This is a genomic window from Tessaracoccus pujii, assembly GCF_055326215.1.
Genome location: NZ_JBUZNP010000001.1, coordinates 310,416 through 326,121, shown reverse-complemented (window position 1 = coordinate 326,121; position 15,706 = coordinate 310,416). Strand labels below are relative to the sequence as shown.

Here is a 15,706-nt window from a genome sequence, read left to right as displayed (position 1 = left end):
TCACTTCGGCCTGATGTGGCGGCGTGTGCGGAGTTCCCGTATCAGGCTCTGTTGGGTGGCCGGCCAGTGCTTCCAGATCTGTTGGTAGCTGAGCCTCAGCGTCGTGTAGCCGAGTCCTCTCGCGGCAAGGTCTCGCCGACGGTCGTTCTCGTAGTTGGTCTCGCCGTGGTGCGCCTGGCTGTCGCACTCGACGATGAGCGAGTCTCCCACCAGGAGGTCGACGAACCCGACGCCGTCGATCTCGGCCTGAGCCCGGACGGGGACGCGCCTCCGCACGAAGAAGAGCCTGACTCTCGTTTCGCTCCCGGACTGGGCAGGTGCGATGCGGTCGCGGTAGTCGGCGTACTTCTTCGGCAGCCCTCCGAGTGCCCAGCGGACCTCCTCCAGAGGTGCCAGGCCGAGGTTCAGGGCGGATTCGGCCACAATCATCGCGTCCTCGACCGGGTGCCGGACCGCCACCTGTCGCAAGCAGTCCGCCAGCGGCCAGACGGCTTCCTGCGGATACCTGAACCTATAGGGATGGGCGATCAACCCCTTGCGCTCGACCGGGTCAGTGCCGAGCCCGTAGACCACGTGAATCGCTGACTTGTTGGGCACCCAGAGCCCATGGTGTCGACATCCGCTGAGGCAGCCCAGCCTGGCGCCAGCCTTGAGGGCGCGCTCGACCTGTTCGTCGGCGCCGTCCGTGGCGTACCAGCCTGGCCGGATTCGGCGCAAGGTTCCGCTCTTGACAAGGAGTGCTGCGTGGTGCCGGCTGACGCCGGCGGCCCGAAGTTGAGCGGTGGAATAGATGCCTTGGAGGTCCATGCCGCCACTCTCGGCAGCCTGGCGGAGCATCTCCCACCTTCCAGGCAACCTGTGGATGCGCTCGCCCTGCAACTTGCTATCCAGAGCGCGGTTTCTGCGTATATCCACAGAAACCGCGCTCTGGATAGCAAGTTGCAGACAGGTGGCCGCGGGACCCGGTCGTTGGTCAGGCGGTGAGGTCCAGGCCCAGGTCGAGCACCCTCGCGGAGTGGGTCAACGCGCCGACGGCGATGAAGTCCACGCCCGTCGCCGCGACCTCAGCGGCCCGCGAGAGTGTCAACCCCCCACTCGCCTCCGTCCGGACCCCCGCCGCGCGGCAGACCGCGACCGCCTCGCGGGTCTCGGCCAGGGTCATGTTGTCCAGCAGCACCAGCTCGGCACCCGCCGCGACCGCCTCGTGCACCTGCGCCACCGTGTCGCACTCCACCTCCACCGCGACACCCGGTGCGTGCGCACGCACCGCAAGGAACGCCCCCGCGACGGACCCGGCTGCGGCCACGTGGTTGTCCTTGATCAGCGCCGCGTCCCCGAGCGCCATCCGGTGGTTCACCCCGCCGCCGCACACGACGGCGTACTTCTGCAGGGCCCGCATCCCCGGCACAGTCTTGCGGGTGTCGCGGATCCGGGCCTCCGTGCCGGACACCTCGAACACCCACTCGGCCGTCGCCGTCGCCACCCCGGACAGCTGCCCGAGGAAGTTCAGCAGGGTCCGCTCGGCGGTCAGCAGGCAGCGCACCGGCCCGCTGATCCGCAGCACGACGTCCCCCATCGCGACCCTGGAGCCGTCAGCCAGCACCACCTCGGCGGAAGCCTCGACCCCCAGCCGCGACGCCACCACCCGCAGCACCTCGACCGCCACAGCCATGCCAGCCAGGACGCCGGCCTCGCGCGCCACCACCTCCGCGACCCCGACGGCCCCAGCCGGCACCGTCGCCTCCGTCGTGACGTCCGGGCCGAGCCTTAGTTCCTCGTCCACCGCGACGTCAATGATCCGCCGCACCTCGGCGGGGTCGACGGCGGTCCAGGCGTCCGCCACGTCGCGGTCCGGGGGGGCAAGGTCGATGTCGGTCGACACGGCGGTCATGCTGCGGTCCTTTCGGCGATGGCCAGGGGTACGGAGGTCAGCTCTAGCCCGCCCTCCGTGGGGCGGACGGTGATTCGCCGCTCCCAGGTGCGCGAGGTGGCGGCGAAGTCGGAGCGGCGGTGCGCACCCCGCGACTCCGTCCGCTCCGCCGCGGCCGCGGCGATGACGGTGGCGACGGCGTGGAGGTTGGTCGCGGTCAGCGAGGCGTCGTCCACCGGGCCGGTACCTCTCGGCGCTGCAGCCAGCGCGGCCCCGAGCCTGGCCAGCCCGGAGCCCGTCCGCGACACGAATGCCTCCCGCTGCATCCAGGCCCGCAGCTCGGGCAGGAAAGACGGGTCGACGACAACGGCCCCGTCGTCAACGGCGCCGCCCGCCGACTGGTGACCGGCCTTGACTGCCGGGTGACAAGCGGAGCCGCTCTGCCGGGCGCGGTCGCCGTCGGTGAGCAGCGTGCCCACTCGGTCGCCCGCGACGAGCGCCTCAGTCAGCGAGTTCGACGCCAGCCGGTTCGCCCCGTGCACCCCCGTCGCCGCGACCTCCCCGACGGCGTACAGCCCCGGCACCGACGTCCGGCCGTGCAGGTCGGCCGCGACACCCCCGCACGCGTAGTGCGCGGCGGGGTGCACCGGAATGCGCTCGGTCACCGGGTCGACGCCCCGGCCCCGGCAGAGCGCGAGGATACCGGGGAAGTGGTGCTCCCAGCGCTCGCGCCCGAAGAACGTCGCGTCGAGCCACACATGGGGCGCCCCGCTCCGGGAGAGCTCCGCCATGATGGCTGCGGACACGACGTCGCGCGGCGCCAGCTCGAGCAACCAGTGCACCCCGGCCATGATCCGGCGGCCGGCATCGTCGACGAGCCACGCCCCCTCGCCGCGCACCGCCTCCGACACCAGCACGCCCCGCTCGCCCGCGGCGTCGTCGGCCAGCACGGTGGGGTGGAACTGCATGAACTCGAGGTCGCGGACCTCGGCGCCGGCCCGCAGCGCCGCCGCGACCCCATCGCCCGTCGCGCCCAGCGGGTTGCTCGTGACCGGCCACAGCTGGCCCATGCCGCCGGTGGCCAGCACGACGGCGCCCGCGAGCAGCTCGCCAACCTGGCCGTCGGCGTCCAGCAGCCGCACCCCGCAGGCGCGCCCGGTGCCGTCGATCAGGACATCGATCAGCCGCGTCTGAGCCATCACCCGCGTCCGTGACCCAGCCAAGGCGCCGGACAAGGAAGCCCACAGCGCCCGCTCGATCTCCGCCCCGGTGGCGTCGCCGTCGGCGTGGATGATCCGGCGCGCGGAGTGTCCGCCCTCCAGGTGCAGGTCCAGCCCACCCGCTGGGTCGCGGTCGAACTGCGCCCCCAGCCCGATCAGCCGCCGGATGGCCCCCGGAGCACTCGCCACCAGGTCCGACACGACCCCTTCGTCGCACAGTCCCGCCCCGGCGGTCAGCGTGTCGGCGACGTGCGCCGCGAGCGTGTCGCCGTCGTCCCACACCGCCGCGAGCCCGCCCTGCGCCCAGGCGGTGGCCGAGTCCGTGACCTCGCCGCGGGTGACCGCCACACAGTCGACGCCGGCCGCGGCCAGGTGGAGCAGCGCGGACAGGCCCGCCGCGCCGGTGCCGACCACCACGACGTCGGTCCGCCCCGTCCACGCGCGAGGCTTCGCCGGGAGTGCCCGGGCGGGCATCATTCCCCCGATCCGGGATTGCCGATCGCCACCATCCGCTCGACGGCCCGGCGCGCCCGGGCGGCCACATCCGCCGGCACATCGACCTCGTAACCCCTGGTCAGGGCGGGGTCGCCGAGGCAGGCCTCCAGCTTCTCCGGGGTCGTCATCTTCATGAACGGGCAGGAGGCCTTGGGGTTGACCGGCTGGAAGTCTGTCAGGGGATTGGCCTTGCGCAGCTGGTGCAGCATGCCGATCTCAGTGGCCACCAGTACCTGCCGCGACGTCTCCCGGCGCGCGTGGTCCAGCATGCCGCCCGTCGAAAGCACGTGGGTGCGGGAGGCGGGCAGCTCACCGGACTCGGCCAGCCACAGCGCGCTGGTGGTGCAGCCGCACTCGGGGTGCACGTACAGGTCCGCGGCGGGGTTGTCGCGCACGGCGTCGATGAGGTCCGTCGGCGAGATGTCGGCGTGCACGTGGCATTCGCCGAGCCAGACGTGGATGTTCGTCCGGCCGGTGGCGCGGCGCACATGGGCGCCCAGGAACTGGTCCGGGAGGAACAGGATCTCGCGATCCTCCGGGATGGAGCGGACCACCTCGACGGCGTTGGAGCTGGTGCAGCAGACGTCGGTCTCGGCCTTGACCTCGGCGGTGGTGTTGACGTAGCTGACGACGACGGCGCCGGGGTGTTCGGCCTTCCACGCGCGCAGCTGGTCGGCGTTGATGGTGTCGGCGAGCGAGCAGCCGGCCGCCTGGTCCGGGATGAGGACGCGCTTGGCGGGGGAGAGGAGCTTGGCGGTCTCGGCCATGAAATGGACGCCGGCGAAGACGATGGTCTCGGCGTCGGAGGTCGCGGCGATCCGGGAGAGGGCCAGCGAGTCGCCAACGTGGTGCGCGACGTCCTGGATGATCGGCGCCTGGTAGTTGTGGGCGAGGATGACGGCGTTGCGGGCGGCGGCGAGCGCGTGCACCCGCGCCTGCCACGCGGCTACCTCGTCGGCGGTCCAGCGTTCCCAGGCCTCGGTGCCGACGGAGGGCTCCAGTAGGAGGGTCATCTCCTGCTCCTTTCCGGTTTTCGACTCGCAGACGAAAACCAGGGGAACTGTAGCATGCGATCCATGGCTCCCCATCCTCCGCGTGATTCCGTGGGCGTCGCCCTCTATCGGCACGAGGCCATCGGGGCGGTCCTGCAGGTCCGCGTGGTCGACGACGGCCCTCGGCTCTCCGTGCTGCTGGCCAGGCGGGACCACGAGCCGTACGCGGGCCGGTACGCGCTGCCGAGCGGCCCCGTCGAACCTGAGGAGACGCTGGAGGCGGCGGTGCTCAGGCACCTGGCGGCGAAGGTGGACGCATCCGGGCTGACACACCTGGAGCAGCTGGGCACGCGCTCCGACCCTGGCCGCGACCCCGCGCAGCGCACCATCGGCACCAGCTACCTCGGGCTCGTTCCGACGGTGCTGGAGCCGCACCTGCCGGAGCGGGCGGCGTGGTTCGCCGTCGACGAACTGCCGGAGTTGGCGTTCGACCACGCCACCGTCGTCGCGCAGGCAGTGACCCGGCTGCGGGCGAAGCTGAGCTACACCAACATCGGGTTCGCGCTGATGCCGGCGGAGTTCACGATCGCTGAGCTGCGGGAGGTGTATGTCGCGGCGTTGGGCCACGATGTCGCGCCGACGAACCTGGAGCGGGTGCTGACGAGGCGCGGCCAGCTGGTGCCGACCGGGGAGATGTCGGCCCCGGGCACAAAGGGCGGCCGCCCGGCCCGCGTGTTCCGGTTCCGCGACCAGGTGCTGGTGGTCACCGACCCCTTTGCCGTCCTCCGCCCCGAGTAGCACTCCTGGAGCGAGGCGTCGCCCCCACTGAGTGAGCCGGTCGCGGGCGCGGAGCGCCGCCGGCCGTGTCGAAGCATCTGGCGCACGGTGCTGGGACCTGTCGCCGGGTTGGGCGGCTTGTCACGTCGGCTTCGACGCGCTGTGCCGCTCCCGGCTTGCGTGCGTCTCACGCAACGGGGCAGGGCTCTGCAGGGAGCGGGGAAGGGCCCGTGTCGGGCAGCTTGGCGAAGGGCGCGGGCGGGTTCAGCGGGGTCGAGACAGGCGGACGGCGAGGTCGACGGCCAGCCCGGCCGACCAGCCGAAGACCGTCGTCGCGCGTGGCGGCTTCTCGCCGGTCACCGGGTTGAAGTACTCGTTCGGGCCGTGCTCGTCGACGAGGGCCAGCGTGTCGCGGTCGAGGCGGTCGGCGGTAGCCAGAAGACGGTCGGCTCGTGTGGAGTCGACGGCGGCCTGGCGGCGGAGGCCCTCGGCGACCAACCAGTTCGTGTTCACCCACACGGGTCCCCTCCACATCCGTTCGGCGGAATAGTCGGGGTCCGACGCGGCCACCGTCGGCAGCGCACGGGGCGTGGCGAAGCGGCCGGGGTCGGCGAGGGCGGCGAGGATGCCGCCGACGAGGTGGCCCGGCAGGCCGTCGGCCAGAAGGGGCATGAGGGAGACGATGGTCTCGGCCGCGATCGGCTGGCCGTCCTCGCCGAGGGCGGGAAAGAAGCCGCGAGCCTCGTCCCAGGTGTGGGCGAGCCTGTCGACGGTGGCAGAGGCCCGGGCACGGCAAGCGGCGGCCTCGTCGTGGCGGCCGCGCTCGGCGAGCCAGCCCGCCAGGAGCCGGTCGGACAGGACTAGGTACGCGGCCAGGTCCGGCGAGGCGACGATGGCGTCGTCGTCGAAGATCGGGGAGTCGTCGAGACCGGACGAGTAGGGGTGCAGGTAGACCGGCCGGCCTCCGCGGGAGGAGTGGGTGTACCACCACTCCTGCGCCCGCAGCATCGCTGGGAGGAACTGGTCGACGACGCCATCGCTGAGGACCTCGGCCAGCTTCGCCACGGCCAGCGCGGTCAGCGGCGGTTTGGTGAGCGGGACGCGGGAGTGGGCGAGCGACGGCGACGCCATGGCGCGGAGGTTCTCCAGGTCCGCGGGCGGGAGGTCGTCGCTGGACGCGAGGACGCCCTGCTCGTGCACGACGTCGGGGAGCTGGCCGTCGTCGCCCTGGTGTGCAAGCGCGATGCGGAGCTGCTCGACTGCGAGGTCGGGGTCGCCGTGGCGGAGCCCGATCGCGATGAAGTACGCGTCCCACTGCCAGAGCCCGACGTAGCCGAGCTTCGACGGCACGACGGCGCGGCTGAGGCCGTCGGGGGCGTCGAGGCGGAGCGTGTTGACACCGAGGACCCACCAGCAGAAGCGCGTGAGGTCGCGGTAGGCGGGATCGACGGCGGGGCAGCGGGCGAGCCACTCGGCGAGGGCGGTGTCGTGGGGGGCGAGGAGGTCCTGGTCGGGGGAGGTACGGGTTCTTGGGTTTCCCAGGTGTCGAGACGCGTGGATCGGCTCCGTCGCTCCACTCTTCTCAACCAGCGGAACGGATACCGACCACAGCTCCGGCAGGCCGCCGATCAGGACCTCGCCGCCGTCGACGACCAGTCTGGCGCCGCCGTCGAACTCGATGCCCGCCGGGCTCGCGCGCACGATCTCCACCTCGCGGCCGGCGTCGTCGAGGACCCGCAGCCCCGAGACCACGACGCTCTCGTCGAGCGGCCGCTCGTACGCCGCCTCGTACACCGTCAGGCCGTCGTCCCCCCGCCGCACGAACAGCCGGGAGAACCGCGCCGTGTAGGGGACGTCGAGCAGGTCGAGGCGGTGGGCGAGGTCGCGGCCGAGGTCGGTCATCAGCGCCCGCCGAGCCCCGAGGTGGCCAGCGACTCGATGATCTGCCGTTGCCCGATCACGAACGCGATGAGCATCGGCACCGTCGACAGGGCGGTCGCGGCCATGACGATGCCGTAGTTCATCCCACCGAACTGGCCCTGGAACTGGCTGAGCAACAGCGGCACGGTGAACAGGTCTGTGGAGTTGAGCAGCACCAGCGGCAGGAGGAAGTTGTTCCATGCGTCGAGCGCGACGATGATGCCGAGCGCGCCCAGACCCGGCCGGATGGCGGGCAGGATGATGGTCCAGTAGATCCGCCAGCGGGAGGCGCCGTCGATCATCGCGGCCTCCTCCAGTTCGATCGGGACCGAGGAGATGAACTGCCTCGCCAGGAACACGCCGAAGGGGTTGACCATGATCGCGGGGATGATCAGAGACAGGTGCGAGTCCACCCAGCCGATCTGCGCCATGAGGAAGTAGAACGGCACCAGGGTGACCTGCTTCGGGACCATCTGCATGGCGAGGAACACCCAGAACAGGGCCTTCGAGCCCTTGAACGGGATCCGGGAAAAGCCGTACGCCGCCATTGACGTGGTCAGCAACGTGCCGAAGACCACGAGCACCGTGATGTAGATCGAGTTGACGTAGGCGCGGCCGAAGGGGAGCGCGGCCCAGGCGTCGGCCCAGTTCGTGAACACCCAGGGGTCGGGCAGGACGGACAACGGGTTGGCGAGCAGCTGCGGCAGCCCCTTGAACGAGGTCAGCAGCATCCAGAGGAACGGCGCCACCATGAGGAGGGCGGCGGCGAACACGAGCGGGTGCTTGAGCCAGCCGAGGTCGCGGCGCGCCCGGGGTCGGGTGTCGGTGAGGACGGTCATGGCTCAGCTCTCGTAGTGGACGAACTTCTTCTGCGCGCCGAACTGGATGGCCGTGATGACCAGCGTCAGGGCGAGCAGGACGATGGAGGCGGCGCTGGAGAGGCCGAACTGCGACTTCGCGAAGCCGAGGTCGTAGATGTGGTAGACGATCGTGCGGGTTCCGTTGTCCGGCCCGGCGTTGTTGACCAGCACGAACACCAGGTCGAAGGTCTGCAGTGAGCTGATGAACGCCACCACCGACTGGTAGAAGACGATGGGCGACAGCAGCGGCAGGATGATGGTGAAGAACCGCGCCACAGGGCCGGCGCCGTCGATCGCGGCGGCCTCCATCACCGACGGGGGGACGGACTGCAGGCCGGCCATGAAGATGACCACGTTGAGGCCGAGTGATGCCCAGATGGTCACCAGGCAGACGGCGAGCAGCGCGAGCACCGGGTCACCGAGCCAGTCGATGGGGGCGATGCCGAAAAGCCGGGTCAGGGAGCCGGAGAGCACTCCGTCGGCCCGCAGGAGCTGCTGCCAGATCAGCGCGATGGCCACCGAGCTGGTGACGACGGGGGCGAAGAACAGCACCAGGTAGACCGCCCGGCCCCTGATCTTGTTGAGCACCACGGCGGCGAGGATGGCGAGGAAGAGCCCGATCGGCACCGTGATGACGGCGATCACCATGGTGTTGAGGATGGCGCGGCCGAGCAGGGGGCTGCTGAGCTGGTCGGCGAAGTTCTCGAAGCCGATGAACTCGGGCATCCCGAAGCCGTTCCAGTCGGTGAACGCCAGCAGGAAGGCGGCGGCGAACGGGAGCAGGGTGAACAGGAGCATGCCCATCGCCTGGGGCGCCACGAAGAACATGCCCCAGTACTTGTCCTTCTCCCGCCAGCCGCGCCGGGCCGGGGGTCGCCCCCCGGCCACGAGCGGGGCTGCGGTCATGACGCGGTCTTCTCCTCGACCAGCTTGGCGACGGCGTCGAGCGTGGTCTGCGCGTCCGACTTGCCCTCGTAGAGCGGCTGCATGAACTCCACCGCGATCTGGTTGGACAGGTCCGGCACGGCGGCCTCGGTGGCGAAGTTGGAGTAGCCGATGTCGCGCATGTCCAGCATGGTCTGGGCGTGGGCGGGGTAGCCGTCGGCCAGGACGATGTCGTCGGCGCCCTTGATCGACGGCACGGCGTTTCCGGTGCCCTCGAGGCGAAGCTGCTGACCCTCGGCGTCGAGGAACGCGGAGAGGAACTTCAGCGCGGCCTCCGGGTCCTGGGCCTTCGCGTTGACGGCGAGGTAGGACGCGGCGACGCCGGTGGGCGCGGCCTTGCCGTCGGGGGTGGGCCAACGGATGATGTCGTAGAGGGCCTCGTCGACGCCCGCGCTCCGGATGGTTCCGATGGTGTAGCGGCCCTGGGCCAGGAAGCCGAGCTTGTGGGTGACGAGCAGGGTGTCCTCGCCGGAGCCCTCGGGGAGGAGGTCGGCCAGCTTCAGCTCGCCGGTGGCGAAGCGGGTCGCGTACTCGTCGAGCGCTCGGACGCTGTTGGCGTCGGTGTTGGCCACGTAGGTTCCCTCGTCGTCGTACACCTCGCCTCCGCCGGCGGTCATGATCGAGTTGTGCGTGGCCCAGTAGTTCCAGTAGACGGCGCCGGTGAGGTCGGCGGCGGCGAGCTTGCCGGTCATCTCGAAGAACTTCTCGGTGGTCCACTCGTCGTTGGCGGCGAGCTCGGCCGGGTCCTCGGTGATGCCGGCGGCCGCGAGGGCCTCCTTGTCGTACCAGAGAGCGTCGGGGTTGACGTCGTTGGGCAGGGCGTAGAGCTCACCCTCCCAGCGGGCCACGTCCAGGACGTTCTCGGCGAAGTCGCTCTCCTTGACTGAGGCGCCCTCGACGGGGAGGAGCACGTCGTTGCGGATGATCGAGGCGATGCGATCGTCGCCCACGTAGAACACGTCCGGCGCCGTGCCCGACGACAGCTGGGTCAGCAGCTTGGAGTGGTAGTCGGAGTACGACGGGGTGGGCTGGAACACCAGTTCGACGTCGGGGTTGGCCTCCTTGAAGGCCGCCTGGACGTCGTCGAACATCTTGAGCTCCTCAGGCGAGCCCCAGGTGGACCAGACAACCTTTGCGTTGCCCTCGGCCGGGGTCGAGGTGTTGCCTGAGCAGGCGGTGAGGCCGATGCCGATGGCGGCGAGTCCGGCCAGGGCGCCGAGGCGGCGGCGGGTCAGGGTGGTCATGGGTGATCTCCTTGTCTATCTCCGTTGATGACGGGGTTGGGTGGGGGAGGGGTGTCGGCGCCGGGAGGCGCCGGGATCAGGGGGGTGTCGTCGGCGGGGTCGGCCTGGCCGCCGCGGATACCGATGAGGGTGGCCAGAAGGATCAGCGCGCCGCCGGCGAACAGCCGGATGGTGACGGTCTCGCCTCCGAGCCCTACGGCGAAGGCCGAGGCGAAGACGGGTTCGAACGTCATGAGGAGGACCACGCGGGTCGGGGTGATGTGGCGCTGCGCCCAGGTCTGCAGGAGCATCGTGACGACGCCGGCCATGATCGCGGTGTAGGCGATGGCGCCCCAGACTTTCGCGTCCGCGGGCACGTGGTAGCCGCCGGGGAGGCCGAGGAATCCGGTGGTGAGTGCCACGCCGATGAGCTGGACGATGGCCAGGCTCGTGGCGTCCATGGAGCGCGACCACCGGTCAAGAAGGACGATGTGGACGGCGTAGAGGGTGGCGCCCACCAGGGTGAGCGCCTCGCCGACACCGCCGTTGCCGAGGCCGGTGAGGCTGAGGACGGCCAGGCCCGCGAGGGCGAGGCCGACGGCCACCCAGGTGCGGACGTTGAGCCGGGCCTTGAAGGCGATCCACATGATGATCGGGGTCAGGACCACGTAGGTGCCGGTGATGAACCCGGAGACCGAGGCCGCCGTCGTCTGGAGGCCGACGGTCTGGACGATCTGGGCCAGGCCGTAGAGACCACCGAGGGCGAGACCGATCTGCCACTGGGTCGCGGTGAGGCGCCGGAGCCGTCGCCAGAAGATGGCGGCGGGGATCGCGGCGCCGACGGCGAACCGAACGGCGAGGAAGTCGATGGGGTCGATCCTGCTGACGGCGTCCTTGATGATGAAGAAGGTCGAGCCCCAGATCGCGGTCACGACGAGGAGGGCCAGGGTGGCTGTGGTGGACCGCCGCACACTTCCTCCTCGAATGTAACCGGTTACATTGGAAGTGTAGATTGTCAAAGGGCTCGATGCAAACGAACCTGTGGCTGGTGGATCGGCGACGAGCGCGTCAGCCGGAGTCGCGGACCCGCAACTCGACGGGCAGGGTCACGGGCGTGGGTGTGTCGTGCCCCTCCACCAGGCTCAGGACCATCAGCGTGGCCTGGCGCCCCAACTCGACGGCGGGGTTGGCGATCGTGGTGAGCGGCGGGTTGGTGTGCGCGGCGGATTCGAAGTCGTCGAACCCGATCACCTTCACCTCGTCCCCGATCCGGATCCCACGGCCGCGAAGCGTATCCATGACGCCCTGCGCCATGAGGTCGGACGCGGCGAAGATCCCGTCGATGGTCGGGTCCGCGTCGAGAAGCTCGCCCGCGGCCCGGGCCCCTGACTCCCGCGTGTAGTCCCCGTGCGCGACGGCGACCTCAAGGCCCGCAGCCTCCAGCGCCTGGCGCCACCCCGAGAGGCGGTCCAGCGCCGCCGCCATGTCCAGCGGACCCGCGACCGTCGCCGGCCGCCGCACCCCCGTCGCCAGCATCCGCTCGGCGGCCAGCCGGGCTCCGGCCAGGTTGTCGGTGTCGACGAAGTAGGCCCGTTGAGCGGGATCACGCAGCAGTGGTGCGCCCAGGAACACCGTCGGTATGGGCAGCGACGCCGCTGCCGCGACCAGCCCGTCGGAGCGATGGTGCGACACGATGATCGCCCCCGCCACCCGGCCCTCGAGCAGGAAGTCGACGACTGCCCCGGAGCGGTCCGGCCGCGACGCGAACACCATCACCAGCTGCATGTCCGTGCCCGCCAGGCCGGCGTTGATACCGGCCACGGCCAGCCCGAAGAACGGGTCCGAGAACACCCGGCTGTCCGGCTCCGGGACCACCATGGCCAGCGTGTTGGAGCGCCCCGTCGCGAGTGAACGGGCCGATGCGTTGGGCACGTAGCCCAACTCGGCGACGGCGGCATCCACCTTCGCGGCGGTCACGGACGCGACGTTGGGGTCCCGCCGGACCACCCGCGAGACGGTGGCCCGAGACACGCCCGCGAAGCGCGCGACGTCCTCGAGCGTGGGTCGAATCATGGTCCTGGTCAGCCTTCCTCAACCGCATTGTTCCGCGCGGCGTCGCGGAAGAACAGAGCCGACGCCTTCGGGGTGCGGCGCTGCGTTTCGTAGTCCACGCGGACGATACCGAATCTCTTGTCGTATCCCCATGCCCACTCGAAGTTGTCCAGCAACGACCACACGAAGTAGCCGCGCACATCGACACCCTGCGAGACGGCGTCGTGGACCGCGACGAGGTGGTCCCGCACGAACGACACCCGATCCTGGTCGTCGACGAAGCCCTCGGCGTCCGGCACGTCCGCCATCGCGGCGCCGTTCTCCGTCACGTACATCGCGACTCCGGCCGGGCCGGTGTACTCCTCGTGGAGGCGCACCAGCAGCCGGGTCAGCCCCTCGGGCTGGATCTCCCAGTCCTGGTCCGTGACCGGCAGGCCGCGCGGCACGGACCGCACCCACTCCGAGCCGATGTTCGGGTTACCCCGCGCGCGACCGTCGGGCAGCTCAACAGGCGCGTAGTCCGACGACGGCGTGCCGGTGACGGCCTCGCCGTGGTAGTAGTTCACACCCAGCACGTCGATGGGGGTCGAGATGATCTCCAGGTCGCCGGGCCGGATGGCGTCCTCGAGGCCCAGACCCGCCAGGTCGTCCAGCACGTCCGCCGGGTACGAGCCCCGGAAGATCGGGTCCAGGAAGAAGCGGTTGAAGACGCCGTCGATCCGCCGGGCGGCGTCCACGTCCGTCTCCGACGACGGGTCCACCGGGTCCGCGACCGTGTGGTTGGTCGTGATCCCCAGCGTGGCCGACGGGGCCAGCTCGCGCAGCCGAGCCGTCGCCATGCCGTGCGCCAGCAGCAGGTGGTGCGCGGCATGCAGTCCCTCGCGCCGGGACGCGTGCCCGGGGGCGTGCTCGCCGCCGGCGTAGGAGAGGAACGACGAGCACCACGGCTCGTTCAGTGTGGTCCAGATATTGACCCTGTCGCCCAAGGCCCCGTGCATCGCCTCGGCGTACTCGACGAACCGGTAGGCGGTGTCGCGGTTGGTCCAGCCGCCCTTGTCCTGCAGGGCGGCCGGGAGGTCCCAGTGGTAGAGCGTGACCCACGGGGTGATGCCCGTGCCCAACAGCTCGTCGACCAGGCGCGAGTAGAAGTCCAGCCCCTTGGGGTTGAAGTCCTTGTCGTCAGGGCGTACTCGCGGCCACGCCGTGGAGAACCGGTAGGCCTGGAGGCCGAGGTCCCCCATGAGGGCGACGTCCTGGGGCATGCGGTGGTAGTGGTCGCACGCCACCGACCCGTCGTCCCCGCCGACGATGGCGCCGGGCTCGCGGCAGAACACGTCCCAGATGGAGTCGGTGCGGCCGTCCTCGTGGGCGGCTCCCTCGATCTGGTAGGACGCCGTGGCGCTTCCCCAGAGGAATCCCTCGGGGAACTCGTAGCGTGTGGTCATCCCTTGACAGCTCCTTGCATGATTCCAGCAACCAGTTGGCGGCCGGCGACGGCGAACAGGATCACCAGCGGTAGCGTGGCGACGACGACGCCGGCCATGATGAGCGAGTAGTCCTTGAAGTAGGACGCCTGGAGCAGCTGCAATGCCACCGGGAGGGTGGGGTTGGCAGAGCCCAGGATGATGAACGGCCAGAAGAAGTTGGTCCAGGCGCCGACGAAGGTGAACAGCCCCAGCATGGCCGCAGCCGGACGCGCGGCCGGCAGGGCGATGGACCAGAACGTGCGGATCATGGAGGCGCCGTCGACGCGGGCCGCCTCGATCAGCTCGAACGGGAGTGCCTCGCGCAGGTACTGCGTCATCCAGAACACGCCGAACGCCGTCACCATGCCCGGCACGATGACCGCCTGCAGCTTGCCGACCCAGTCCAGCTCGGACATCAGGATGAACAGCGGGACGATGCTGAGCTGCGTGGGCACGGCCATCGTCGCGATGACGAAGACCAGCAGCCCGCTGCTGCCGCGGAACCGCAGCTTGGCGAACGAGTAGCCGGCCAGCGTGGAGAAGAACACCACAGAGACGGCGGTGATCGTCGAGACGATGATCGAGTTGCGCAACGCCGTCCAGAACTGGATGTCCGACGCGATGACGCGGCCGATGTTGGACAGCAACTCCCCGGCAGGGATGAGCGACGGGATGGGGTTGCGGGCGATCTCGCCGGCGTTCGACGACGCCAGCAGGATGGTGAAGTAGATCGGGTAGATCGAGATGAGGACGACGGCGGCGAGCGCGGCGTAGGTGACCCACCCCGGCCGCTTGTCCACGCCGTGCAGCTTGCGCTTGACGGCGCGCCCGGCGCCCTTGCCCGCGAGCTGGGTGGCCATGGGGGAGGACATCTGGGTGGACATCAACGGCCCGCCTTTCCGCTCGACGACGACGAGATGGACCGCGTGATCAGGTAGTTGACGACGCCCACCAGGATGATGATGAGGAACAGGATCCAGGACACTGCCGCGGCGCGGCCGAAGCTCTTCTGAGCGCCCCAGCCCAGCTCGTAGATGTACATCGTCAGCGTCATCCACTGCCGGTCCGCTCCGCCCTGGCCCAGGGTGTCGAACATGCGGGGCTCGTCGAAGATCTGCAGGCCGCCGATGGTGGAGGTGATGACGACGAAGATGATGGTGGGCCGGAGCATCGGGATGGTGATGGAGAAGAAGGTTCGCCAGCGGGCGGCGCCGTCGACGATGGCCGCCTCGTAGACCTCGCGAGGGATGGCCTGCATCGCGGCGAGGAAGATCAGCGCGTTGTAGCCGGTCCATCGGAAGTTCACCATGGTGGCGATGGCGACGTGGGCCGCGAGCGGGTCGGCGTGCCAGCCGATGCCGGCGGCGCCCAGGTTCGCGAGCACCGCGTTCACCAGGCCCGACTGGTCGGCGAAGATCTTGGCGAAGATCATGGAGACGGCCACGGGCGCCACCACGTAGGGCAGCAGCACGCCCATCCGCCAGAAGGTCTTGGCGCGGAGGTTGGTGTCGAGCAGGTAGGCGATGACGATCGCGGCCATGACCTGCGGCACCGAGGAGAGCAGGAAGATCGAGAAGGTGTTGCGTAGCGCCTTGAAGAAGTTGGGCTGCTGCAGCACGTCGGTGTAGTTCTTGAGGCCCACCAGGTCGCCCTGGCCACCGATGAGGTGCCAATCGTGGATCGACACCCAGGCGGTGTACACCAGCGGGAACAGGCCGACGATGAAGAAGAGGATGAAGAAGGGGCTGATGTAGAGGTACGGCGACGCCTTGACGTCGAGCCGGCTCATGCGTTGGCTCCAGGTGAGCTGTTTCATGGGGGTTCCTTCGGGGCAGCGGGGACGGGGCGGGGTCGGGGGCCGGGGAACGACCCCCGACCCCGCGGTG

At 70.1% G+C, this 15,706-nt stretch carries 14 protein-coding genes; 1 reads left to right on the top strand and 13 read right to left on the bottom strand.

Annotation, left to right across the window (positions count from 1 at the left end):
• From ACZK5N_RS01410 to nadA, 4 genes are all read right to left on the bottom strand, one after another.
• Positions 1-837 carry a type IV toxin-antitoxin system AbiEi family antitoxin domain-containing protein gene (locus ACZK5N_RS01410; RefSeq protein WP_459018098.1) on the bottom strand — a complete coding sequence of 279 codons (837 nt, stop codon included), beginning with the start codon at positions 835-837 and terminating at the stop codon, positions 1-3.
• A 136-nt stretch (positions 838-973) separates the two neighbouring features.
• Complete coding sequence (gene nadC, locus ACZK5N_RS01405; RefSeq protein WP_459018096.1) at positions 974-1,891, bottom strand: carboxylating nicotinate-nucleotide diphosphorylase; 918 nt, start codon at positions 1,889-1,891, stop codon at positions 974-976.
• On the bottom strand, positions 1,888-3,567 hold the full coding sequence (nadB, locus tag ACZK5N_RS01400; protein ID WP_459018094.1) for an L-aspartate oxidase: 1,680 nt from the start codon (positions 3,565-3,567) through the stop codon (positions 1,888-1,890). The genes nadC and nadB overlap by 4 nt, the downstream gene beginning before the upstream one ends.
• Complete coding sequence (gene nadA / locus ACZK5N_RS01395) at positions 3,564-4,598, bottom strand: quinolinate synthase NadA (RefSeq protein ID WP_459018092.1); 1,035 nt, start codon at positions 4,596-4,598, stop codon at positions 3,564-3,566. The genes nadB and nadA overlap by 4 nt, the downstream gene beginning before the upstream one ends.
• A gap of 63 nt (positions 4,599-4,661) precedes the next feature.
• Between nadA and ACZK5N_RS01390 the strand changes: the two genes are divergently transcribed.
• Positions 4,662-5,375, top strand: a complete 714-nt coding sequence (locus ACZK5N_RS01390) for an NUDIX hydrolase (protein ID WP_459018090.1) — start codon at positions 4,662-4,664, stop codon at positions 5,373-5,375.
• A gap of 243 nt (positions 5,376-5,618) precedes the next feature.
• On the opposite strand, the gene ACZK5N_RS01385 is transcribed toward ACZK5N_RS01390, so the two are convergent.
• From ACZK5N_RS01385 to ACZK5N_RS01345, 9 genes are all read right to left on the bottom strand, one after another.
• On the bottom strand, positions 5,619-7,256 hold the full coding sequence (locus ACZK5N_RS01385) for an MGH1-like glycoside hydrolase domain-containing protein (RefSeq protein ID WP_459018088.1): 1,638 nt from the start codon (positions 7,254-7,256) through the stop codon (positions 5,619-5,621).
• The gene (locus tag ACZK5N_RS01380) at positions 7,256-8,113 is read right to left on the bottom strand and encodes a carbohydrate ABC transporter permease (RefSeq protein ID WP_459018086.1); all 858 of its coding nucleotides are present in this window, start codon (positions 8,111-8,113) and stop codon (positions 7,256-7,258) included. Before ACZK5N_RS01380 ends, ACZK5N_RS01385 begins: the two co-directional genes overlap by 1 nt.
• Positions 8,114-8,116: 3 nt before the next feature.
• On the bottom strand, positions 8,117-9,040 hold the full coding sequence (locus tag ACZK5N_RS01375) for a carbohydrate ABC transporter permease (protein WP_459018084.1): 924 nt from the start codon (positions 9,038-9,040) through the stop codon (positions 8,117-8,119).
• Entirely contained in the window at positions 9,037-10,323 is a 1,287-nt protein-coding gene (locus ACZK5N_RS01370; RefSeq protein ID WP_459018082.1) for an ABC transporter substrate-binding protein, read from the bottom strand. The genes ACZK5N_RS01375 and ACZK5N_RS01370 overlap by 4 nt, the downstream gene beginning before the upstream one ends.
• Positions 10,320-11,273 (bottom strand): DMT family transporter, encoded by a 954-nt coding sequence (locus ACZK5N_RS01365; protein WP_459018080.1) that lies wholly within the window; start codon positions 11,271-11,273, stop codon positions 10,320-10,322. The genes ACZK5N_RS01370 and ACZK5N_RS01365 overlap by 4 nt, the downstream gene beginning before the upstream one ends.
• Before the next feature lie 97 nt (positions 11,274-11,370).
• The gene (locus tag ACZK5N_RS01360) at positions 11,371-12,375 is read right to left on the bottom strand and encodes a LacI family DNA-binding transcriptional regulator (protein ID WP_463624578.1); all 1,005 of its coding nucleotides are present in this window, start codon (positions 12,373-12,375) and stop codon (positions 11,371-11,373) included.
• 8 nt (positions 12,376-12,383) lie between these two features.
• Complete coding sequence (locus tag ACZK5N_RS01355) at positions 12,384-13,799, bottom strand: GH1 family beta-glucosidase (RefSeq protein WP_463624577.1); 1,416 nt, start codon at positions 13,797-13,799, stop codon at positions 12,384-12,386.
• Entirely contained in the window at positions 13,796-14,704 is a 909-nt protein-coding gene (locus ACZK5N_RS01350) for a carbohydrate ABC transporter permease (protein WP_463624576.1), read from the bottom strand. Before ACZK5N_RS01350 ends, ACZK5N_RS01355 begins: the two co-directional genes overlap by 4 nt.
• Entirely contained in the window at positions 14,704-15,636 is a 933-nt protein-coding gene (locus ACZK5N_RS01345; protein ID WP_463624575.1) for a carbohydrate ABC transporter permease, read from the bottom strand. Before ACZK5N_RS01345 ends, ACZK5N_RS01350 begins: the two co-directional genes overlap by 1 nt.
• Between the last annotated feature and the right edge of the window lie 70 nt (positions 15,637-15,706).

Coding starts and splice junctions, on each gene's coding strand:
- ACZK5N_RS01410 (WP_459018098.1), bottom strand. CDS start 837: ATGCTCCGCCAGGCTGCCGAGAGTGGCGGCATGGACCTCCAAGGCATC.
- nadC (WP_459018096.1), bottom strand. CDS start 1,891: ATGACCGCCGTGTCGACCGACATCGACCTTGCCCCCCCGGACCGCGAC.
- nadB (WP_459018094.1), bottom strand. CDS start 3,567: ATGATGCCCGCCCGGGCACTCCCGGCGAAGCCTCGCGCGTGGACGGGG.
- nadA (WP_459018092.1), bottom strand. CDS start 4,598: ATGACCCTCCTACTGGAGCCCTCCGTCGGCACCGAGGCCTGGGAACGC.
- ACZK5N_RS01390 (WP_459018090.1), top strand. CDS start 4,662: ATGGCTCCCCATCCTCCGCGTGATTCCGTGGGCGTCGCCCTCTATCGG.
- ACZK5N_RS01385 (WP_459018088.1), bottom strand. CDS start 7,256: ATGACCGACCTCGGCCGCGACCTCGCCCACCGCCTCGACCTGCTCGAC.
- ACZK5N_RS01380 (WP_459018086.1), bottom strand. CDS start 8,113: ATGACCGTCCTCACCGACACCCGACCCCGGGCGCGCCGCGACCTCGGC.
- ACZK5N_RS01375 (WP_459018084.1), bottom strand. CDS start 9,040: ATGACCGCAGCCCCGCTCGTGGCCGGGGGGCGACCCCCGGCCCGGCGC.
- ACZK5N_RS01370 (WP_459018082.1), bottom strand. CDS start 10,323: ATGACCACCCTGACCCGCCGCCGCCTCGGCGCCCTGGCCGGACTCGCC.
- ACZK5N_RS01360 (WP_463624578.1), bottom strand. CDS start 12,375: ATGATTCGACCCACGCTCGAGGACGTCGCGCGCTTCGCGGGCGTGTCT.
- ACZK5N_RS01355 (WP_463624577.1), bottom strand. CDS start 13,799: ATGACCACACGCTACGAGTTCCCCGAGGGATTCCTCTGGGGAAGCGCC.
- ACZK5N_RS01350 (WP_463624576.1), bottom strand. CDS start 14,704: ATGTCCACCCAGATGTCCTCCCCCATGGCCACCCAGCTCGCGGGCAAG.
- ACZK5N_RS01345 (WP_463624575.1), bottom strand. CDS start 15,636: ATGAAACAGCTCACCTGGAGCCAACGCATGAGCCGGCTCGACGTCAAG.